The organism is Streptomyces sp. CB02056 (assembly GCF_001905545.1).
Taxonomy (GTDB): Bacteria; Actinomycetota; Actinomycetes; order Streptomycetales; family Streptomycetaceae; genus Kitasatospora.
On record NZ_LIPD01000002.1, the window covers coordinates 356193 to 371489 of the forward strand.

The window sequence follows — 15297 nt, forward strand, 5'->3', positions numbered from 1 at the left end:
GTTTCCGGACGGCTGACCGCAGCTTGCCCCATCGCGCCGATGTCGTGCGCAGAGTTATCCACAGGTCTGTGCTTATGATCACCCCATCCGTTCGCACGCCCTGTGGATAACTGGCCATCCTCCCCGATGTCGCTTTCCGGACACCCCCCGTCGACTTTTCGTTCCCGATCGCTCCATGAAAGATTCCGGCCATGGCAGCGGACTTCTGTCCGTGGTACCGGGTAACGTCGTGTGCCATGGCAGCCGAGCGGGACTCCCATCCACCGGCGTCGCGTCGGCGTGCCCCCGCAGCGTCCGGGTCGCAGGTCGCGGCGCCGAACACGCGCGGGCGCCCGGACCAGCGGCAGCAGCCGAGGCCGGCCCCGTCGCAGCCGCCGCCCGCCGGTGCCACGGCCCCCGAGGCGCACGACCGCAGCCGGGTCGAGGTGCGCCGCAGCGCCCGCCGCAGCCGTACCGTCTCCGCCTACCGCGAGGGCGACCGCACCATCGTGCTGATCCCGGCCCGGATGTCGCACGCCGAGGAGCAGCGCTGGGTCGCGCAGATGCTGGAGAAGCTCGCCGCCCAGGAGTCCCGGCGGATCCCCGGGGACGAGGCCCTGATGGCCCGGGCCCGCGAGCTGTCGGCCTCCTATCTGGACGACCGCGCCCGGCCCAGTCAGGTCCGCTGGGTCACCAACCAGAATTCCCGCTGGGGCTCCTGCACCCCCAGCGAGGGGACGATCCGCCTCTCCCACCGTCTTCAGGGCATGCCGGAGTACGTGCTGGACTACGTGCTGCTGCACGAGCTGGCGCACCTGCTGGTGCCGGACCACGGCCCGGCGTTCTGGGCGCTGCTGGAGGCCTACCCGCGGACCGAGCGGGCCCGCGGCTACCTGGAGGGCGTGGTCTCCGCGGCCCGGCTGCCGCACATCCCCGGCGCCCGGCACGCCGCCCCGGGCCCGACCGGGCCCGATCAGGCGGCCTCCTGCGACTGACGCCGCGGCGGAGCGGGAGTCGCGGTGGTGTCAGGGCCGGGGCAGCGCGGGAGCCACGGGCGGGCCGTCCGACCGTAGGAACGACGGAAGGGGGCGCGGGCCGATGTGGCCCGCGCCCCCTTCCGGTGTCGCACCTCAGCCGGTCAGCTGCCGTGCCCGGGCCACCAGGTCGCGCACCGAGTGGTCGGTGAGCTCCGGCAGCCGGTCGTAGTCGAACCAGCGCAGGTCCAGCGACTCCTCGCTGATCAGCGCCTGGGCGCCGGCCGGGGCCAGCGCGATGTACTGGACGTCCAGGTGGGTGTTCTCCGGCCGGTCCTTGCCGGCGCAGCGCACCAGGTGCCGGTCCAGCTTGGCCGGCACCGGGGTGCCGCCGCTCTCCAGCAGCACCAGGTCGGGGATGCCGGACTCCTCGACGGCCTCGCGCAGCGCGGCCGAGGCGAGGTCGCGGTCGCCGGGCTCGCAGTGCCCGCCCATCTGGAGCCACATGCCGACCTTGGGGTGCAGGGTCAGCAGCACCCGCCCGGCGGCCGGGTCGACGACCGCCGCGCTCGCGGTGATGTGCGCGGGCAGGCAGGAGCGGTACAGGCCGTCGGGCCGCGCGGCGAGGTGCTCCAGATAGTCGAGCCGCAGCCGCTCCTGGTCCTGGTCGGCGGGCCGCCACCCGCTCAGCGCGCGGACGGCGTCCGCGTGCAGGCCGGAGGAGGTCTCGGTGGCGGGCGTCTCGGTGGCCGTCATGCGGTGGGCTCGCCCTTCCCGTCGGTGCCGTCCTCGTCGGTCTTCGGCTGCTCGTCCTTCTTGGTGAGGTCGGGCTTGCCGGCCGCGGCCTCGCCGAGCAGCTTGTCGAGCGCGTCGAAGTCGATGCCGCCCTCCAGGTCGTCGGCGGAGCCCCGGTGGACGAAGGCGTCCGGGTCGTCCAGGTCGGCGGCGGTGGGCAGCATGTCCGGGTGCTCCCAGAGCGCGTCGCGGCCCTCGATGCCGCGGGCGTCGGCGAGCAGCGCCCAGAGCCGGGAGGCGTCGCGCAGTCGGCGCGGGCGCAGCTCCAGGCCGACCAGGGTGGCGAAGGTCTGCTCGGCGGGCCCGCCGGCCGCGCGGCGGCGGCGGACGGTCTCGCGCAGCGCGCCGGACTGCGGCAGGTGCGGCTCGGCGGCGGCGTGCACGACGGCGTCGACCCAGCCCTCGACCAGCGCGAGCGCCGTCTCCAGGCGGGCGAGCGCGGCCTTCTGCTCGGGGGTGTCCTCGGGCTGGAGCAGGCCGCCGGCCAGTGCCTCCTGGAGCGCCTCCGGGTTGGTGGGGTCGAGCTGGCCGACCAGCTCCTCCATCCGGGAGGTGTCGACCTTGATGCCGCGCGCGTAGGCCTCGACGGCGCCCAGCAGGTGGGCCCGCAGCCACGGCACGTGGGCGAAGAGCCGCTGGTGGGCGGCCTCGCGCAGGGCGAGGTAGAGCCGGACCTCGTCGGCGGGCACGCTCAGGCCCTCGCCGAACTCGGCGACGTTCTGCGGCAGCAGCGCGGCCTTGCCGGCCGGGGCGAGCGGCAGGCCGATGTCGGCGGAGCCGACCACCTCGCCGGCGAGCGCGCCGAGCGCCTGGCCGATCTGGGTGCCGAACATGGCGCCGCCCATCGAGCGCATCACGCCCATCAGCGGGCCGGCCATGGCCTGCATCTCCTCGGGCAGGACGCCGCCCATGGCGTTGCCGACCCGCTCGGCGACCGGGTCCACCAGGTCCTTCCAGACCGGGAGGGTGGCCTCGATCCACTCGGCGCGGCTCCAGGCGACGGCGGTGCCGGCACCGGAGGGGAACTCGGTGGAGCCGTCGAGCCACAGGTCGGCCAGGCGGACGGCCTCGGCGACGGCGGAGCGCTCGGCCGCGCTGACCGAGCGGTCCTTGCTCTTGCCCTCGGCGGGCTCGGCGACCACGGTCTGGCGGGCGATGTTCGTGGCGAGGTCCCAGTTCACCGGGCCGCCCTCGAAGGAGAGCATCTGGCCGAGCTGCTGGAAGGCGGCGCCGAGGTCGCCCGGGTTCATGCCGCCGAACATCGCGGCGAAGGGGTTGTCGGCACCGGCGCCGCCGGGGCCGCCCGGGGCGCCGGGCATGCCGAAGAGCGCGCCGAAGGGGTTGCCGCTCCCGAAGCCGAACGGCTGGGGGCCGCTGTCGGACTGCTCCTGGTCCTTCTTCTTCTGCGCGTCGTCGGGCTTGGCCTTGCCGTCCTCGGGCTCCTCTGGCGGAACGCCGAATCCGAAGGGAAGGTCGCTCACGGGGTCCTCGATCCGGTCGGCCGTCATGCGGGTGTGGCGGGAAAGTCTGCGCCCGGGGCGGCGGCGGAGTGGGGGACTCGGGGCGGCTCCCGCGCGGCAGGCCCGCGCCGGGTGCACCACCGGGCCTTCGCCTCGGGCAGGATGGACGTACGTGACACACGTCCGTACGCACATAAAGCTAACCGTGGAGGATGGCCGGTGAGTTCCCCGCCCTCGGACGTTCGCTCTGGGCTGACCGGAGGAGAGACCGGAGGAGAGGACGCGTCGGACACCACGGCGTCGCCGCCTCCAGCCTACGGCGGACGGCCCCTGACCGTGGCGGTCACGGGCGCCGCGGGGGTGCTGGGCGAGCGGGTCGCCGCCCGGCTGGTGGCCTCGCCGCACGTGCGGAAGGTCCTCGCGGTGGACGACCGGCGCGGCGACGTGCCCGGCGTGCAGTGGCGGGTCCTCGACGTGCGCGACCCGGCGGTGGCCGAGCGGCTGGCCGGGGTCGACGTGGTGGTGCACCTGGCGATGGACTTCGGCATGGAGTCGGACGCCCGGGCCCGCAGCGCCTACAACGTGCGCGGCGCCCAGACGGTGCTGACCGCGGCCGCGGCCGCCGGGGTGCACCGCGTGGTGCTGTGCACCTCGGCGATGGTCTACGGCGCGCTGGCCGACAACGAGGTGCCGCTGGCCGAGGACTCCGAGCTGCGGGCCACCGAGGAGGCCTCGCTGGTCGGGGACCTGCTGGAGATCGAGCGGCTGGCCCGCCGGGCGCCGCGCGCCCACCCGGGCCTGCAGGTGACGGTGCTGCGCCCGGCCGTGGTGGTGGGCCCCGGCGTGGACACCGTGCTGACCCGGCACTTCGAGGCGCCCCGGCTGCTGGTGGTGGCCGGCTCCCGGCCGTGCTGGCAGTTCTGCCACGTGGACGACCTGGCGGCGGCGCTGGAGTACGCGGCGCTGGGCCTGGTCGAGGGCGAGGTGACGGTCGGCTGCGACGGCTGGCTGGAGCAGGAGGACGTGGAGCGGCTGTCCGGGATCCGGCGGATGGAGCTGCCGGCCTCGCTGGCGCTCGGTACGGCCGCGCGGCTGCACCGGCTGGGCCTGACCCCGGCCCCGGCCGGGGACCTGGCGTACACGATGTACCCGTGGGTGGTGTCCGGCAGCCGGCTGCACGAGGCGGGCTGGCGCCCGGCGCACACCAACGAGCAGGTGCTGGCCGAGCTGCTGGAGCAGGTGTCCGGCAAGCACGCGGTGGCCGGGCGCCGGCTGGGCGGCAAGGAGGCGGCGACCAGCCTGGGGGCGGCCGGGGCGACGGTGGCGCTGGTCGGTACGGCGGCGCTGGTGCGCCGGGCCCGCAAGCGGCGGCGGTTCTGAGCGGCCGGTCCTGAGTGCCGGTTCCGATCGGCCGGTGCCGGACGGCGGGGCCCGGCCGGCGGGCGGCGCTCTCCCTCGATTTCTCACGATGCGAAATTCTGGAACCGCGGTGCGGAAAGCACTTGCCCCGGAGCGTCCCGGATGGGGAATCATGGGGTCATGTCCGACAACCACGACCCCATCCGCCTGCTCGCCATCCGCGACACCCCGCTCTCGCTGGACGAGGTGTACGAGGCGGTCGGCGACGACGCGGCCGGCGGCACCACCGTCTTCGTCGGGACGGTCCGGGACCACGACGGCGGCAAGTCGGTCTCCGCGCTGGAGTACAGCTGCCACCCCACCGCCGAGCAGGAGCTGCGCCGGGTCGCCGAGAAGGTGGCCGCGGACTTCCCGGTCCGGGCGCTGGCCGCGGTCCACCGGGTGGGCCGGCTGGAGATCACCGACAAGGCCGTGATCGTCGCCGTCTCCTGCGCCCACCGCGGCGAGGCCTTCGCGGCCGCCCGCCGGCTGATCGACGACCTCAAGCACGAGGTGCCGATCTGGAAGCACCAGGTCTTCTCCGACGGCGCGGAGGAGTGGGTCGGCGCCGGCGACTGCTGAGGCCGGCCCGGACCCGACGGAACCGGACCGGACCGGACGGCACGGAACCGGACGCGAGGGCACCGAGCCGGTCGGAACCGAACGGCACACCTCGCGCGTCCGTCGGGTCAGGCGCGCCGCGGTCTCACTCCAACGGGTCCGTGCCGGCGCTCCGGATACTCCCTGGAAGTGAGCCGATCGGCCGTCCCGTAACCCGGACGGCGCCGGCCGCGTTGTCCGCCGGAGTGGTTAATCTGCTCATAGACACGACGAGCTGGGAGTGCTGGTATGGGTGTGCTCGCCTGGTTGATCATTCCGGTTGTCGCCGTCCTGGTCGCCGCCCTCTGGGCGGGGTGGGCCCAGCGGGCCCCGCGGGCCACCGGCGATCCGGCCTCACTCGCCGAACACCGGCGCTTCATGGCCGCGATGGAACGCACCACCGCGGGCGCCGCCGCCCCGGGTGAGGGCTCCGGCCGGTAGCCCGGCGGGCGCCGCTTCAGGCACGTCCCGTACTGTCGAGGCATGCCACGCCGCTCCGCGACGATGCTCGCTGCCACCCTGCTGCTCATAGCGCTGCTCTGCGTCTCGGTGCTGATGAAGGTGCCGTACACGGAGATGAGCCCGGGGCCGACGTACAACACGCTCGGCAACCAGGGCGGCAAGCCGGTGATCAGCATCAGCGGGCACGAGTCGTACCCGACGACCGGGCACCTCAACATGACCACCGTCCAGGTCACCGGGGCCAAGTACGAGCCCAGCCTGGTCAACGCGGTGGTCGGCTGGCTGCGGGACGACGTGCTGGTGGTGCCGCACGACAACGTCTACCCCAAGGGGCAGTCGGACGCGGACGCCAAGAAGCAGAACGCCGAGGAGTTCGCCTCCTCCGAGGACAGCGCCCGCACCGCGGCGCTCAAGCAGCTGGGCGTGCCGGTCGGCAGCGAGCTGATCGTGAAGTCGGTCACCGCGGGCGCCCCGGCCGAGGGCCGGCTGCACGCGGGCGACCAGATCGTGGCCGTGGACGGCGTCCCGGCCGGCTCGGTCGAGCAGGTGGTCGCGGCGGTCACCAAGCACAAGCCGGGCGAGTCGGCGGTCTTCACCGTCGTGCCGCGGGTCAAGGACGCGAACGGCGTCGCCACGGCGGGCGGGAAGACCGACGTCACCGTCCCGACCGTCCGGGCCAAGGACCTCGACCCGAAGGCCCCCGCCGAGCGGGCGGAGCTCGCGGTGGTGGGCATCGGCACCGGGATCCGGCACACCTACCCGTTCCAGATCGACATCGGGCTGCAGGACGTCGGCGGCCCGAGCGCCGGGCTGATGTTCTCGCTCGGCATCATCGACAAGCTCACCCCGGGCGGCGACCTCACCGGCGGCAAGTTCGTGGCCGGCACCGGGACCATCGACGACGACGGCAAGGTCGGGCCGATCGGCGGCATCTCGATGAAGCTGATCGCCGCCCGGGACGCCGGTGCCGAGTACTTCTTCACCCCGTCCTCGAACTGCGCCGAGGCCACCAAGAACGTCCCGTCCGGGCTGACCCTGATCAAGACGGACACGCTGGACAGCGCGCTGAAGTCGCTGGAGCAGGTCCGCTCCGGGCAGACCTCCGCGCTGCCGTCCTGCGCCGCCAAGTAGCGGCCGGGTAGTCACCGGGCAGCCGCCGGGCAGCGGCCGGGCAGCGGTCGGGCCGTCGGCACGGGGCCTGCCGGGCAGCCGCCGGGGCGGCCGCCCGGGAACGTTGGCGGGAAGGTGTCAGGCGAAGGTCGCCAGCAGCGCGTCGGTCAGGCCGGGCACCAGGTCGGGGCCGGTCAGCACCTCGCGGGCGACGTCCTTGGAGCGCAGCCGCAGCGCGATCTCCTTCTTGCCGCCGCGGAGCACCGCGGCGGTGATCCGCACCTCCTCGCGCTTGGGGTGGTTGGCCACCCACTCGGCGAGCTGGGCGTCGGAGGCGCCGCGCGGGCGGGACTGCTCGGCGCCCGGGGGCAGCATGAGGCGCTCGACGACCAGGGCGCAGCCGGCCACGGAGTCGGGCCAGGCGATGGTGCCGAGGAACTTGTCGAGCTCCATGCCGGCCGGCAGCTCGTCCTGCTCGATCGGGGTCAGGCCGGGCTCGTCGCCGTCGGCGAGGCCGAGCTGCTTGGCGATCTTCGGGTTGGCCTTGCGCAGGGCGGCGCTGTCCACCAGGGCGAACAGCCGGGCCGGGAGGTCCCAGCCGAGGGTGGAGGCGTACTCGTCGATCTCCAGCGCGGCCCGGGTCAGCGGGGTGGCGGCCGGGAGCTTGGAGACGTCGTCGGGGGAGTTGTTCAGATCAGACGCGTCGGACATGCCTCAATCCTCACACGCCGGGCGGGGCGCGCTCGCCGGAAGGCCGCCGGGGGCGGTCGGGGGGTCGTCGCGGGCCGTCGGGAGGGCCGGGGGAGCCGTGGCGGGGACGGTCGGCGGCGGGCGGCCGTCGTAACCGTCTGCTAACGGTGGGAACTCGGCCAAAGCCTGGTTAAGTTGCTCTGACGACCGACCCCATTCAGACGACACAGCCGAGGTGCCACCGTGGTCTTCCAGATGCCCGAACGCTCAGGGCCGGGTTTCCGGCGCAGGGTAGGCCCGCCCTCCCGGCGGGCGCGGGTGGCCCTGCTGACCCTGGGCGTGCTCGCGGTGCTCTTCCTGCTGTTCGTCATGTTCGCGGGCTTCTGGACGGACTGGCTGTGGTTCAGGTCGGTCCACTTCTCCTCGGTGTTCACCACCCAGCTGTGGACGAAGATCGGCCTGTTCGGGGTGTTCGGCCTGCTGATGGCGGTGATCGTCGGCTTCAACATCTGGCTGGCGCACCGGCTGCGGCCGCCGCTGTCGGCGATGTCGGTGGAGCAGCAGAGCCTGGACCGCTACCGGTCGGGCCTGGCGCCGTTCAAGCGCTGGGCGCTGATCGGGGTCTCGCTGGTGATCGGCCTGGTGGCCGGCGCCGCGGCCTCGGGCCAGTGGCGGACCTGGCTGATGTGGACGAACTCGACCTCCTTCGGTGAGAAGGACTCGCAGTTCGGCATGGACGTCTCGTTCTACGCCTTCGACCTGCCGTTCTACGAGTTCGTGCTGGGCTTCGCGTTCAGCGCGGTGATCGTCTCGCTGCTGACCTCGGCGCTGGTGCACTACCTGTACGGCGGGCTGCGGCTGCAGGGCCCGGGGCGCCGGGCGAGCGCGGGCGCGCAGGGGCACCTGGCGGTGCTGCTGGGCGTGTTCGTGCTGCTGAAGGCCGTCGCGTACTGGCTGGACCGGTACGCGCTGGCGGTGAAGACCGGCTCGTACAAGGGCGTCTCGGGCTGGACGGGTCTGCGCTACGTGGACGCCAACGCGTTCCTGCCGGCCAAGACCATCCTGTTCTTCGTCGCGATCATCTGCGCGGTGCTGTTCTTCCTGACCCCGATCCGCCGCACCTGGGCCCCGGCCCTGATCGGCCTGGGGCTGATGGTGCTGTCGGCGGTGCTGATCGGCGGGCTGTACCCGGCGATCGTGCAGCAGTTCCAGGTCAAGCCGAACGAGCAGGCGAAGGAGACGCCGTACATCCAGAAGAACATCGACGCCACCCGCCAGGCGTACGGGATCGCGGACGCGCAGACCACCCAGTACACCCCGCAGGGCACGACCAACGCCGACGCGCTCAAGCCGGACGCGCAGACCATCGCGGACATCCGGCTGCTGGACCCGAACGTCGTCTCGCCGGCGTTCCAGTCGCTGGAGCAGCAGCGCAACTACTACGCCTTCCCGAACACGCTGGACGTGGACCGCTACGGCACCGGGCAGGACAAGCAGGACAGCGTGATCGGCCTGCGTGAGCTCGACCTCAACGGCGTGCAGCGCAACTGGATCAACGACCACTTCAAGTACACCCACGGCTACGGCGCGGTGGTCGCCAAGGGCAACCAGGTCGACGACAAGGGCCAGCCGGTGTTCACCGAGTCGGGCCTGCCGGCCACCGGCACGCTGGGCGACTACCAGCAGCGGATCTACTACGGCGAGAAGACCACCACGTACTCGATCGTCGGCGGCGCCAACAAGGAGATCGACTACACCGATCCCAAGACCGGCCAGAACGCCGAGTACACCTACTCCGGCGGCAGCGGCGTCTCGCTGGACAACCCGCTGACCCGGGCCGCGTACGCGGTGCGCTTCACGGAGCCGCAGATCCTCTACGCGGGGGCCATCACCGACGGCGCCAAGGTCATCTACAACCGCACGCCGAAGGAGCGGGTGGAGAAGGTCGCGCCGTGGCTGTCGATCGACGCCGACCCGTACCCGGTGGTGCAGGACGGCCGCGTGGTCTGGGTGCTGGACGGCTACACCACCTCGGACGGCTTCCCGTTCTCCTCGAAGACGACGCTGGGCGCCGCCACCAAGGACTCGCTGACCAACCAGCGCGGTGAGCTGCTGACCGCCGCCAACCAGGTCAACTACATCCGCAACTCGGTCAAGGCCACGGTGGACGCCTACACCGGCGAGGTGAAGCTCTACCAGTGGGACGACAAGGACCCGGTCCTGAAGACCTGGATGAAGGCCTTCCCGGGCACCGTCGAGCCGAAGGCGGACATCCCGCAGACGCTGCTGCCGCACCTGCGCTACCCGCAGGACATGTTCAAGGTGCAGCGCGACCTGCTCGGCCAGTACCACGTCACCGACGCCAACTCCTTCTTCAACGGCAGTGACATCTGGCAGGTCCCGGTGGACCCGAGCAGCGACACCAAGCAGGTCCAGCCGCCGTACTACGTGACGGTGCGGATGCCGGACACGAACACCGCGAACTTCTCGCTCACCAGCACCTTCGTGCCCAACCAGCGGCCCAACCTGGCGGCCTTCATGGCCGTCAACGCGGACCCGGGGGACGACTACGGGAAGATCCGCATCCTGAAGATGACGGGCGAGAGCGGCGCCCCCGGCCCCGGCCTGGTGCAGTCGAAGTTCAACTCCCGCCAGGAGGTGGCCAACCAGATCTTCGCCCTGAAGAGCGGCGGGGACGCCGAGCTGGAGTACGGCAACCTGCTGACCCTGCCGGTCGGCGGCGGGCTGCTCAACATCGAGCCGGTGTACGTGCGCGGTCGCGGTGCCAAGTACCCGACGATGCAGAAGGTCCTGGCGGTGTACGGGGACGACAACGTGGCGTTCGAGGACACCCTGGAGGCCGCGCTGAAGAAGGTGTTCGGCGGGGCGCCCCCGTCGACCACCCCGATCGTGCCGTCCACGCCGGGTACCGGGACCGCTCCGACCACCACCCCGACGGCACCGGCGACGCCGGCGCCGGGCGGGACGATCTCGCCGGAGCTCCAGAAGGCGCTCTCGGACGCGGAGAAGGCGTACGGCGACAGCCAGACCGCGTTCAAGAACGGCGACTGGGTGGCCTACGGCAACGCCCAGAAGGCGCTCGGCGACGCCCTGAAGGCCGCGGAGGCGGCCCGCGGCGGCAGCCCGGCGCCGGCCCCGGCCGGCACTCCCGCCCCGGGCGCCACCGGCGGCGGATCGCCCAGCCCGCAGCCGTAGTCCGCGGAGGCGGCCGCTGAGCTGCGGTAACCGTTTTCCGTTCCACCCCGCGCCCGTGCTATGGTTTAACCACCGACGCGGGGTGGAGCAGCTCGGTAGCTCGCTGGGCTCATAACCCAGAGGTCGCAGGTTCAAATCCTGTCCCCGCTACAAAGGCCAGAGGCCCGGAGGATTCTTCCTCCGGGCCTCTGGTGTTTCCCGCGCCGCTCCCGGGCCGTTCTCGTCCGGAAGCGGCGGGAACCGCTCCGGTACTATCGACCGTCGCCAAGGAGGACGGCAACGGGGTTTGTGGGGTTGACGTGTCGGGAAATCGACAAAGCGCCGAAGCAATTTCGTCGGCTTCGGGTCGGCCCCGCCGGAATTCGGCCGGGGCAGGTGTACGCGGGTACTGGGTGATGCGACGATGGGACACATGGGGGACGGTGCGCGGCCGCTGACCGGCCGTCGGGTCCGGCGCCTCCCCTGGGAGTCCCCCCGGACGCACGCCGGGGCACGATGCCGCGACACTCTGGGGGAGCGGGAGTCGGCATGAGGCTGATCGGCAAGTCAGGCGCCAGGTCCTCGGCGGCCGCCGAGGCGGACACCGACGCCTGGGCGGAGAGCGCCGAGCGTACGGCCAACCACCCCGGAGCCCTGCCCGCCCAGCGCACCAGCGGACTGTCCGAGCGCCCCCCGACCCAGGGCTACGGGCCCGACAGCCTCGTCCACGTGTCGACCCGTCAGTTCGCCGCCGCCGTCGGCGCGTACGGGGAGCAGTCCGGCGGGGAGCCGGGCGCCGGCGCCGCGATCGACCCGGCCGGCCTCGACTCGACCAGCTTCGAGACCGCCCTCGCCGCCCGCGAGTCCGCCGCGCTGGAGGCCCGCCACCGGCAGGCCGCCGACGGCGGCGACCCGGACGCCGCCTGCCGGCTCGGCACCCTGCTGCTGCGCCGCGGCGAACTGGAGGACGCCGAGCCCTACCTGCGCGCCGCCGCGGCCGCCGGGGTGCGCGCCGCCGCCAACAACCTCGGCGTGCTGCTGCACCAGCAGGGCCACCGCGCCGAGGCCGGGCAGTGGTGGCGCCAGGCCGCCGTGGCCGGCAGCGCGCCGGCCGCGCACGCGCTCGGGCTGCAACTGCGCGACCAGGGCGAGGAGGAGGCCGCCGAGTACTGGCTGCACTACGCCGCCGACCACGGCCACCCGCTGGGCGCCTACGCCCTGGGCGACCTGATGGAGCACCGGCGGGACGTGCGCGCCGAGCGCTGGTTCAAGGTCTCCGCCGACGCCGGGCACCGGGAGGCCTCCTACCGGCTGGCCCGGATGCGCGAGGCCGCCGGGGACAAGGAGACCGCCGAGACCTGGTACCGCACCGCCGCCGCCCGCAGCCACGCCCGCGCCGCGCTGCGCCTGGGCGTGTTGCTGGAGGAGCGGGCCCGCGCCGACCGGTCGCTGCTGGACGAGGCGGCCCGCTGGTACCGGCAGGCCGCGCAGAACGGGGAGCCGCGCGCGGCCTGCGCGCTGGGCTTCCTGCTGCGCGACTCCGGGGACCTGGCGGCCGCCGCCGAGTGGTGGCAGGAGGCCGCCGAGGCCGGGGACGGCAACGCCGCCAACGCGCTGGGGGCGCTGCACGCGAGCCGCGGCGAGGCCGCCGCGGCCGAGCGCTGGTACCGGGCCGCGCTGGACGCGGGCGACCAGAACGGCGCCTTCAATCTCGGCCTGCTCTGCGCCGGCACCGGCCGCGAGCAGCAGGCCGAGCAGTGGTACCGCCGGGCCGCGTACGCCGGGCACCGGGAGGCCTGCAACGCGCTGGCCGTGGTGCTGCTGCAGCGCGGCGACGAGTCCGGTGCCCAGCCCTGGTTCTCCAAGGCGGCCGAGGCCGGCAGCGTGGACGGGGCGTTCAACCTCGGCGTGCTGCACGCCGGGCGCGGCGAGCAGCAGCAGGCCCAGGAGTGGTACGCGCGGGCCGCGGCCGAGGGGCACGGCGAGGCGGCCCTGCAGCTCGCGGTCGTCCAGGAGCAGCGCGGCAACCTGGGCGGGGCGCTGGAGCGCTACCGGCAGGCGGCGGCCGGCGGCTCGGCCGAGGGCGCGTTCCGGCTGGCCTCGCTGCTGGACCGGCGCGGGGACGCGGACGCCGAGGCCGAGCACTGGTACGCGCTGGCGGCCGACGCCGGGCACCGCCGGGCGCAGGTGCGGATGGGTGTGCGGGCGGCCGAGCGCGGGGCGCTGGAGATCGCCGAGAGCTGGTACCGGCGGGCCGCCGAGGCGGGCAGCCGCAGCGCCGCGTTCAACCTGGGGCTGCTGCTGGCCCGGCAGGACAGCGAGGCCGAGGCGATGCTCTGGTACACCCGGGCCGCCGACGCCGGGCACGGCCGGGCGGCGCTGCGCCTGGCGCTGCTGGCGCTGCGCCGGGGGGAGCCGATGCAGGCGGAGAACTGGTGCCGGCGGGCGATCGACTCCGGGCCGGCCGAGGTGGCGGAGCGGGCCGGGCGGCTGCTGGGCGCGCTGAACGCGGAGTTGAGCGCGTAGCGGGGCAACCGGGCGGCTGGGGGCGGCGGTTCGGCCGGGGCGGCTGGGGGTAGCCGGGAGGCAGGGGGCAACCGGCGGGCTAGGGGCGGCAGTTCGGGCACAGGCCGCGGTAGGTGACCTCGGCGGCGGTGACGGTGAAGCCGAAGCGCTCGGCGGCGGGGAGGGCGGCGAGCGGGTCGCCCTGCGGCTGGACGTCGCGGATCGCGCCGCAGCCCGAGCAGATCAGGTGCTGGTGGGCGCGGTGGGCGTTGGGGTCGTAGCGCTTGGCGCGGCCGTCGGCGGCGACCTCCAGGACCTCGCCGAGGGCGACGAGTTCGCCGAGCGTGTTGTAGACGGTGGCGCGGCTGATCTCCGGCAGTCGGGTCGTCGCGCGGGCGTGCACCTCGTCCGCGGTGAGGTGGACGTGTTCGCCGTCCAGGACCTCGGCCACGACCCGGCGCTGCGAGGTCAGCCGCCAGCCTCTCGCGCGCAGTCTCTCCAGCAGGTCGCTCATGCCCTCCAGAGTAGGTCACCCTCCGAGATTGGTTCCAGTATTGACTTGGACAAAGTCCAAGTTAGGATCGTGTCATCACGACCGGATACCGCGGAGGCACTCCCATGACGACCCAGGACGAGCTGCGCCCGACCCTGACCACGGAGGCGGGTGCCCCCGTCGCCGACAACCAGAACACCGAGACGGCGGGCCCCGGGGGCCCGGCGCTCATCCAGGACCAGCTGCTGTTCGAGAAGCTCGCGCACTTCAACCGCGAGCGGATCCCGGAGCGCGTGGTGCACGCCCGCGGCGCCGGCGCGTACGGCACCTTCACCGTGACCGCGGACCTGACGCCCTGGACCCGGGCGGCGTTCCTCTCCGAGGTCGGCAAGCAGACCGAGACGTTCCTGCGCTTCTCCACGGTGGCGGGCAACCTCGGCGCGGCCGACGCGGTGCGCGACCCGCGCGGCTTCGCGCTGAAGTTCTACACCGAGGAGGGCAACTACGACCTCGTCGGCAACAACACCCCGGTGTTCTTCATCAAGGACGCCATCAAGTTCCCCGACTTCATCCACACCCAGAAGCGCGACCCGTACACCGGCTCGCAGGAGGCGGACAACGTCTGGGACTTCTGGGGCCTGTCGCCCGAGGCCACCCACCAGGTGACCTGGCTGTTCGGCGACCGCGGCATCCCGGCCTCGTACCGGCACATGAACGGCTACGGCTCGCACACCTACCAGTGGCAGAACGAGGCCGGTGAGCACTTCTGGGTCAAGTACCACTTCAAGACCGACCAGGGCATCCGCAACCTCACCCAGGCCGAGGCCAACACCCTCGCCGGCGAGGACCCGGACAGCCACCAGCGCGACCTGCGCGAGTCGATCGAGCGCGGCGAGTTCCCCAGCTGGACGGTGCAGGTCCAGATCATGCCGGCGGCCGACGCGGCGAACTACCGCTTCAACCCCTTCGACCTGACCAAGGTCTGGCCGCACGCCGACTACCCGCCGATCGAGATCGGGAAGCTGGAGCTCAACCGCAACCCCGACAACGTCTTCGCCGAGGTCGAGCAGTCGGTCTTCTCCCCGGCGCACTTCGTGCCCGGCATCGGCCCGTCCCCGGACAAGATGCTCCAGGGCCGCCTGTTCGCGTACGCCGACGCCCACCGCTACCGGGTCGGCATCAACGCCGACCACCTGCCGGTGAACCGTCCGCACGCCACCGAGGCCCGCACCAACAGCCGGGACGGCTACCTGTACGACGGCCGCCACGGCCGGCAGAAGAACTACGAGCCGAACAGCTTCGGCGGCCCGGTGCAGACCGGCCGTCCGCTGTGGGCCGCGACCGCCGTCGACGGCCTCACCGGCAACCACGTCGCGCCCTCGCACGCCGAGGACGACGACTTCGTGCAGGCCGGCGACCTCTACCGGCTGTTCTCCGAGGAGGAGAAGCAGCGCCTGGTCGCCAACCTGGCGGGCTTTATCGCCAAGGTCTCGGCCGACCGCGAGGACATCGTGGAGCGGGCGGTCGACAACTTCCGCAAGGCCGACGCCGACTTCGGGCAGCGGCTGGACGCGGCGGTCCGGGAGCTGCGCAAGCAGTAGCCCCGCGCACCCGGGCGAGAACGGCGGGCCCCGGT

The 15297-nt window shown here is 73.2% G+C and carries 12 protein-coding genes and 1 tRNA gene; 9 read left to right on the top strand and 4 right to left on the bottom strand.

Annotated elements, in window-relative coordinates:
• Positions 1-236: 236 nt before the first annotated feature.
• On the top strand, positions 237-974 hold the full coding sequence (locus tag AMK13_RS05640; protein ID WP_079271877.1) for a M48 metallopeptidase family protein: 738 nt from the start codon (positions 237-239) through the stop codon (positions 972-974).
• Between the two features lie 135 nt (positions 975-1109).
• Here AMK13_RS05640 and AMK13_RS05645 read toward each other — a convergent pair whose 3' ends face one another.
• Entirely contained in the window at positions 1110-1709 is a 600-nt protein-coding gene (locus tag AMK13_RS05645; RefSeq protein WP_049660410.1) for an NUDIX hydrolase, read from the bottom strand.
• Complete coding sequence (locus AMK13_RS05650; RefSeq protein ID WP_074001562.1) at positions 1706-3229, bottom strand: zinc-dependent metalloprotease; 1524 nt, start codon at positions 3227-3229, stop codon at positions 1706-1708. The genes AMK13_RS05645 and AMK13_RS05650 overlap by 4 nt, the downstream gene beginning before the upstream one ends.
• Positions 3230-3427: 198 nt before the next feature.
• Between AMK13_RS05650 and AMK13_RS05655 the strand changes: the two genes are divergently transcribed.
• The 4 genes from AMK13_RS05655 (at position 3428) to AMK13_RS05670 (ending at position 6799) form a co-directional block, all read left to right on the top strand.
• On the top strand, positions 3428-4588 hold the full coding sequence (locus tag AMK13_RS05655; protein ID WP_107086545.1) for an NAD-dependent epimerase/dehydratase family protein: 1161 nt from the start codon (positions 3428-3430) through the stop codon (positions 4586-4588).
• A 159-nt stretch (positions 4589-4747) separates the two neighbouring features.
• Entirely contained in the window at positions 4748-5188 is a 441-nt protein-coding gene (locus AMK13_RS05660; RefSeq protein ID WP_241852763.1) for a molybdenum cofactor biosynthesis protein MoaE, read from the top strand.
• A 285-nt stretch (positions 5189-5473) separates the two neighbouring features.
• The gene (locus AMK13_RS05665; RefSeq protein ID WP_234348548.1) at positions 5474-5647 is read left to right on the top strand and encodes a hypothetical protein; all 174 of its coding nucleotides are present in this window, start codon (positions 5474-5476) and stop codon (positions 5645-5647) included.
• A 42-nt stretch (positions 5648-5689) separates the two neighbouring features.
• The gene (locus AMK13_RS05670) at positions 5690-6799 is read left to right on the top strand and encodes a YlbL family protein (RefSeq protein WP_049655905.1); all 1110 of its coding nucleotides are present in this window, start codon (positions 5690-5692) and stop codon (positions 6797-6799) included.
• 117 nt (positions 6800-6916) lie between these two features.
• Here AMK13_RS05670 and AMK13_RS05675 read toward each other — a convergent pair whose 3' ends face one another.
• A complete protein-coding gene (locus tag AMK13_RS05675) occupies positions 6917-7489 on the bottom strand; it encodes a PPA1309 family protein (RefSeq protein WP_049655907.1) in 573 nt (190 codons plus the stop codon).
• Positions 7490-7723: 234 nt separating this feature from the next.
• On the opposite strand from AMK13_RS05675, the gene AMK13_RS05680 reads away from it, so the two are divergent.
• The 3 genes from AMK13_RS05680 to AMK13_RS05690 all read left to right on the top strand — a co-directional run bounded on the left by AMK13_RS05680 (position 7724) and on the right by AMK13_RS05690 (position 13189).
• Entirely contained in the window at positions 7724-10684 is a 2961-nt protein-coding gene (locus AMK13_RS05680) for a UPF0182 family membrane protein (protein ID WP_074001563.1), read from the top strand.
• A 76-nt stretch (positions 10685-10760) separates the two neighbouring features.
• Positions 10761-10834 (top strand) — tRNA-Met (locus AMK13_RS05685).
• Between the two features lie 378 nt (positions 10835-11212).
• Positions 11213-13189, top strand: a complete 1977-nt coding sequence (locus tag AMK13_RS05690) for a tetratricopeptide repeat protein (RefSeq protein WP_158077675.1) — start codon at positions 11213-11215, stop codon at positions 13187-13189.
• A gap of 79 nt (positions 13190-13268) precedes the next feature.
• Here the strand turns inward: AMK13_RS05690 and AMK13_RS05695 are convergent, their stop codons facing one another.
• Positions 13269-13682: a Fur family transcriptional regulator gene (locus AMK13_RS05695; protein WP_049655052.1), complete on the bottom strand. Its 414-nt coding sequence runs from the start codon at positions 13680-13682 to the stop codon at positions 13269-13271.
• A gap of 104 nt (positions 13683-13786) precedes the next feature.
• On the opposite strand from AMK13_RS05695, the gene AMK13_RS05700 reads away from it, so the two are divergent.
• Positions 13787-15262, top strand: coding sequence for a catalase (locus AMK13_RS05700; protein ID WP_074001396.1), 1476 nt, complete (start codon positions 13787-13789; stop codon positions 15260-15262).
• Positions 15263-15297 lie beyond the last annotated feature (35 nt).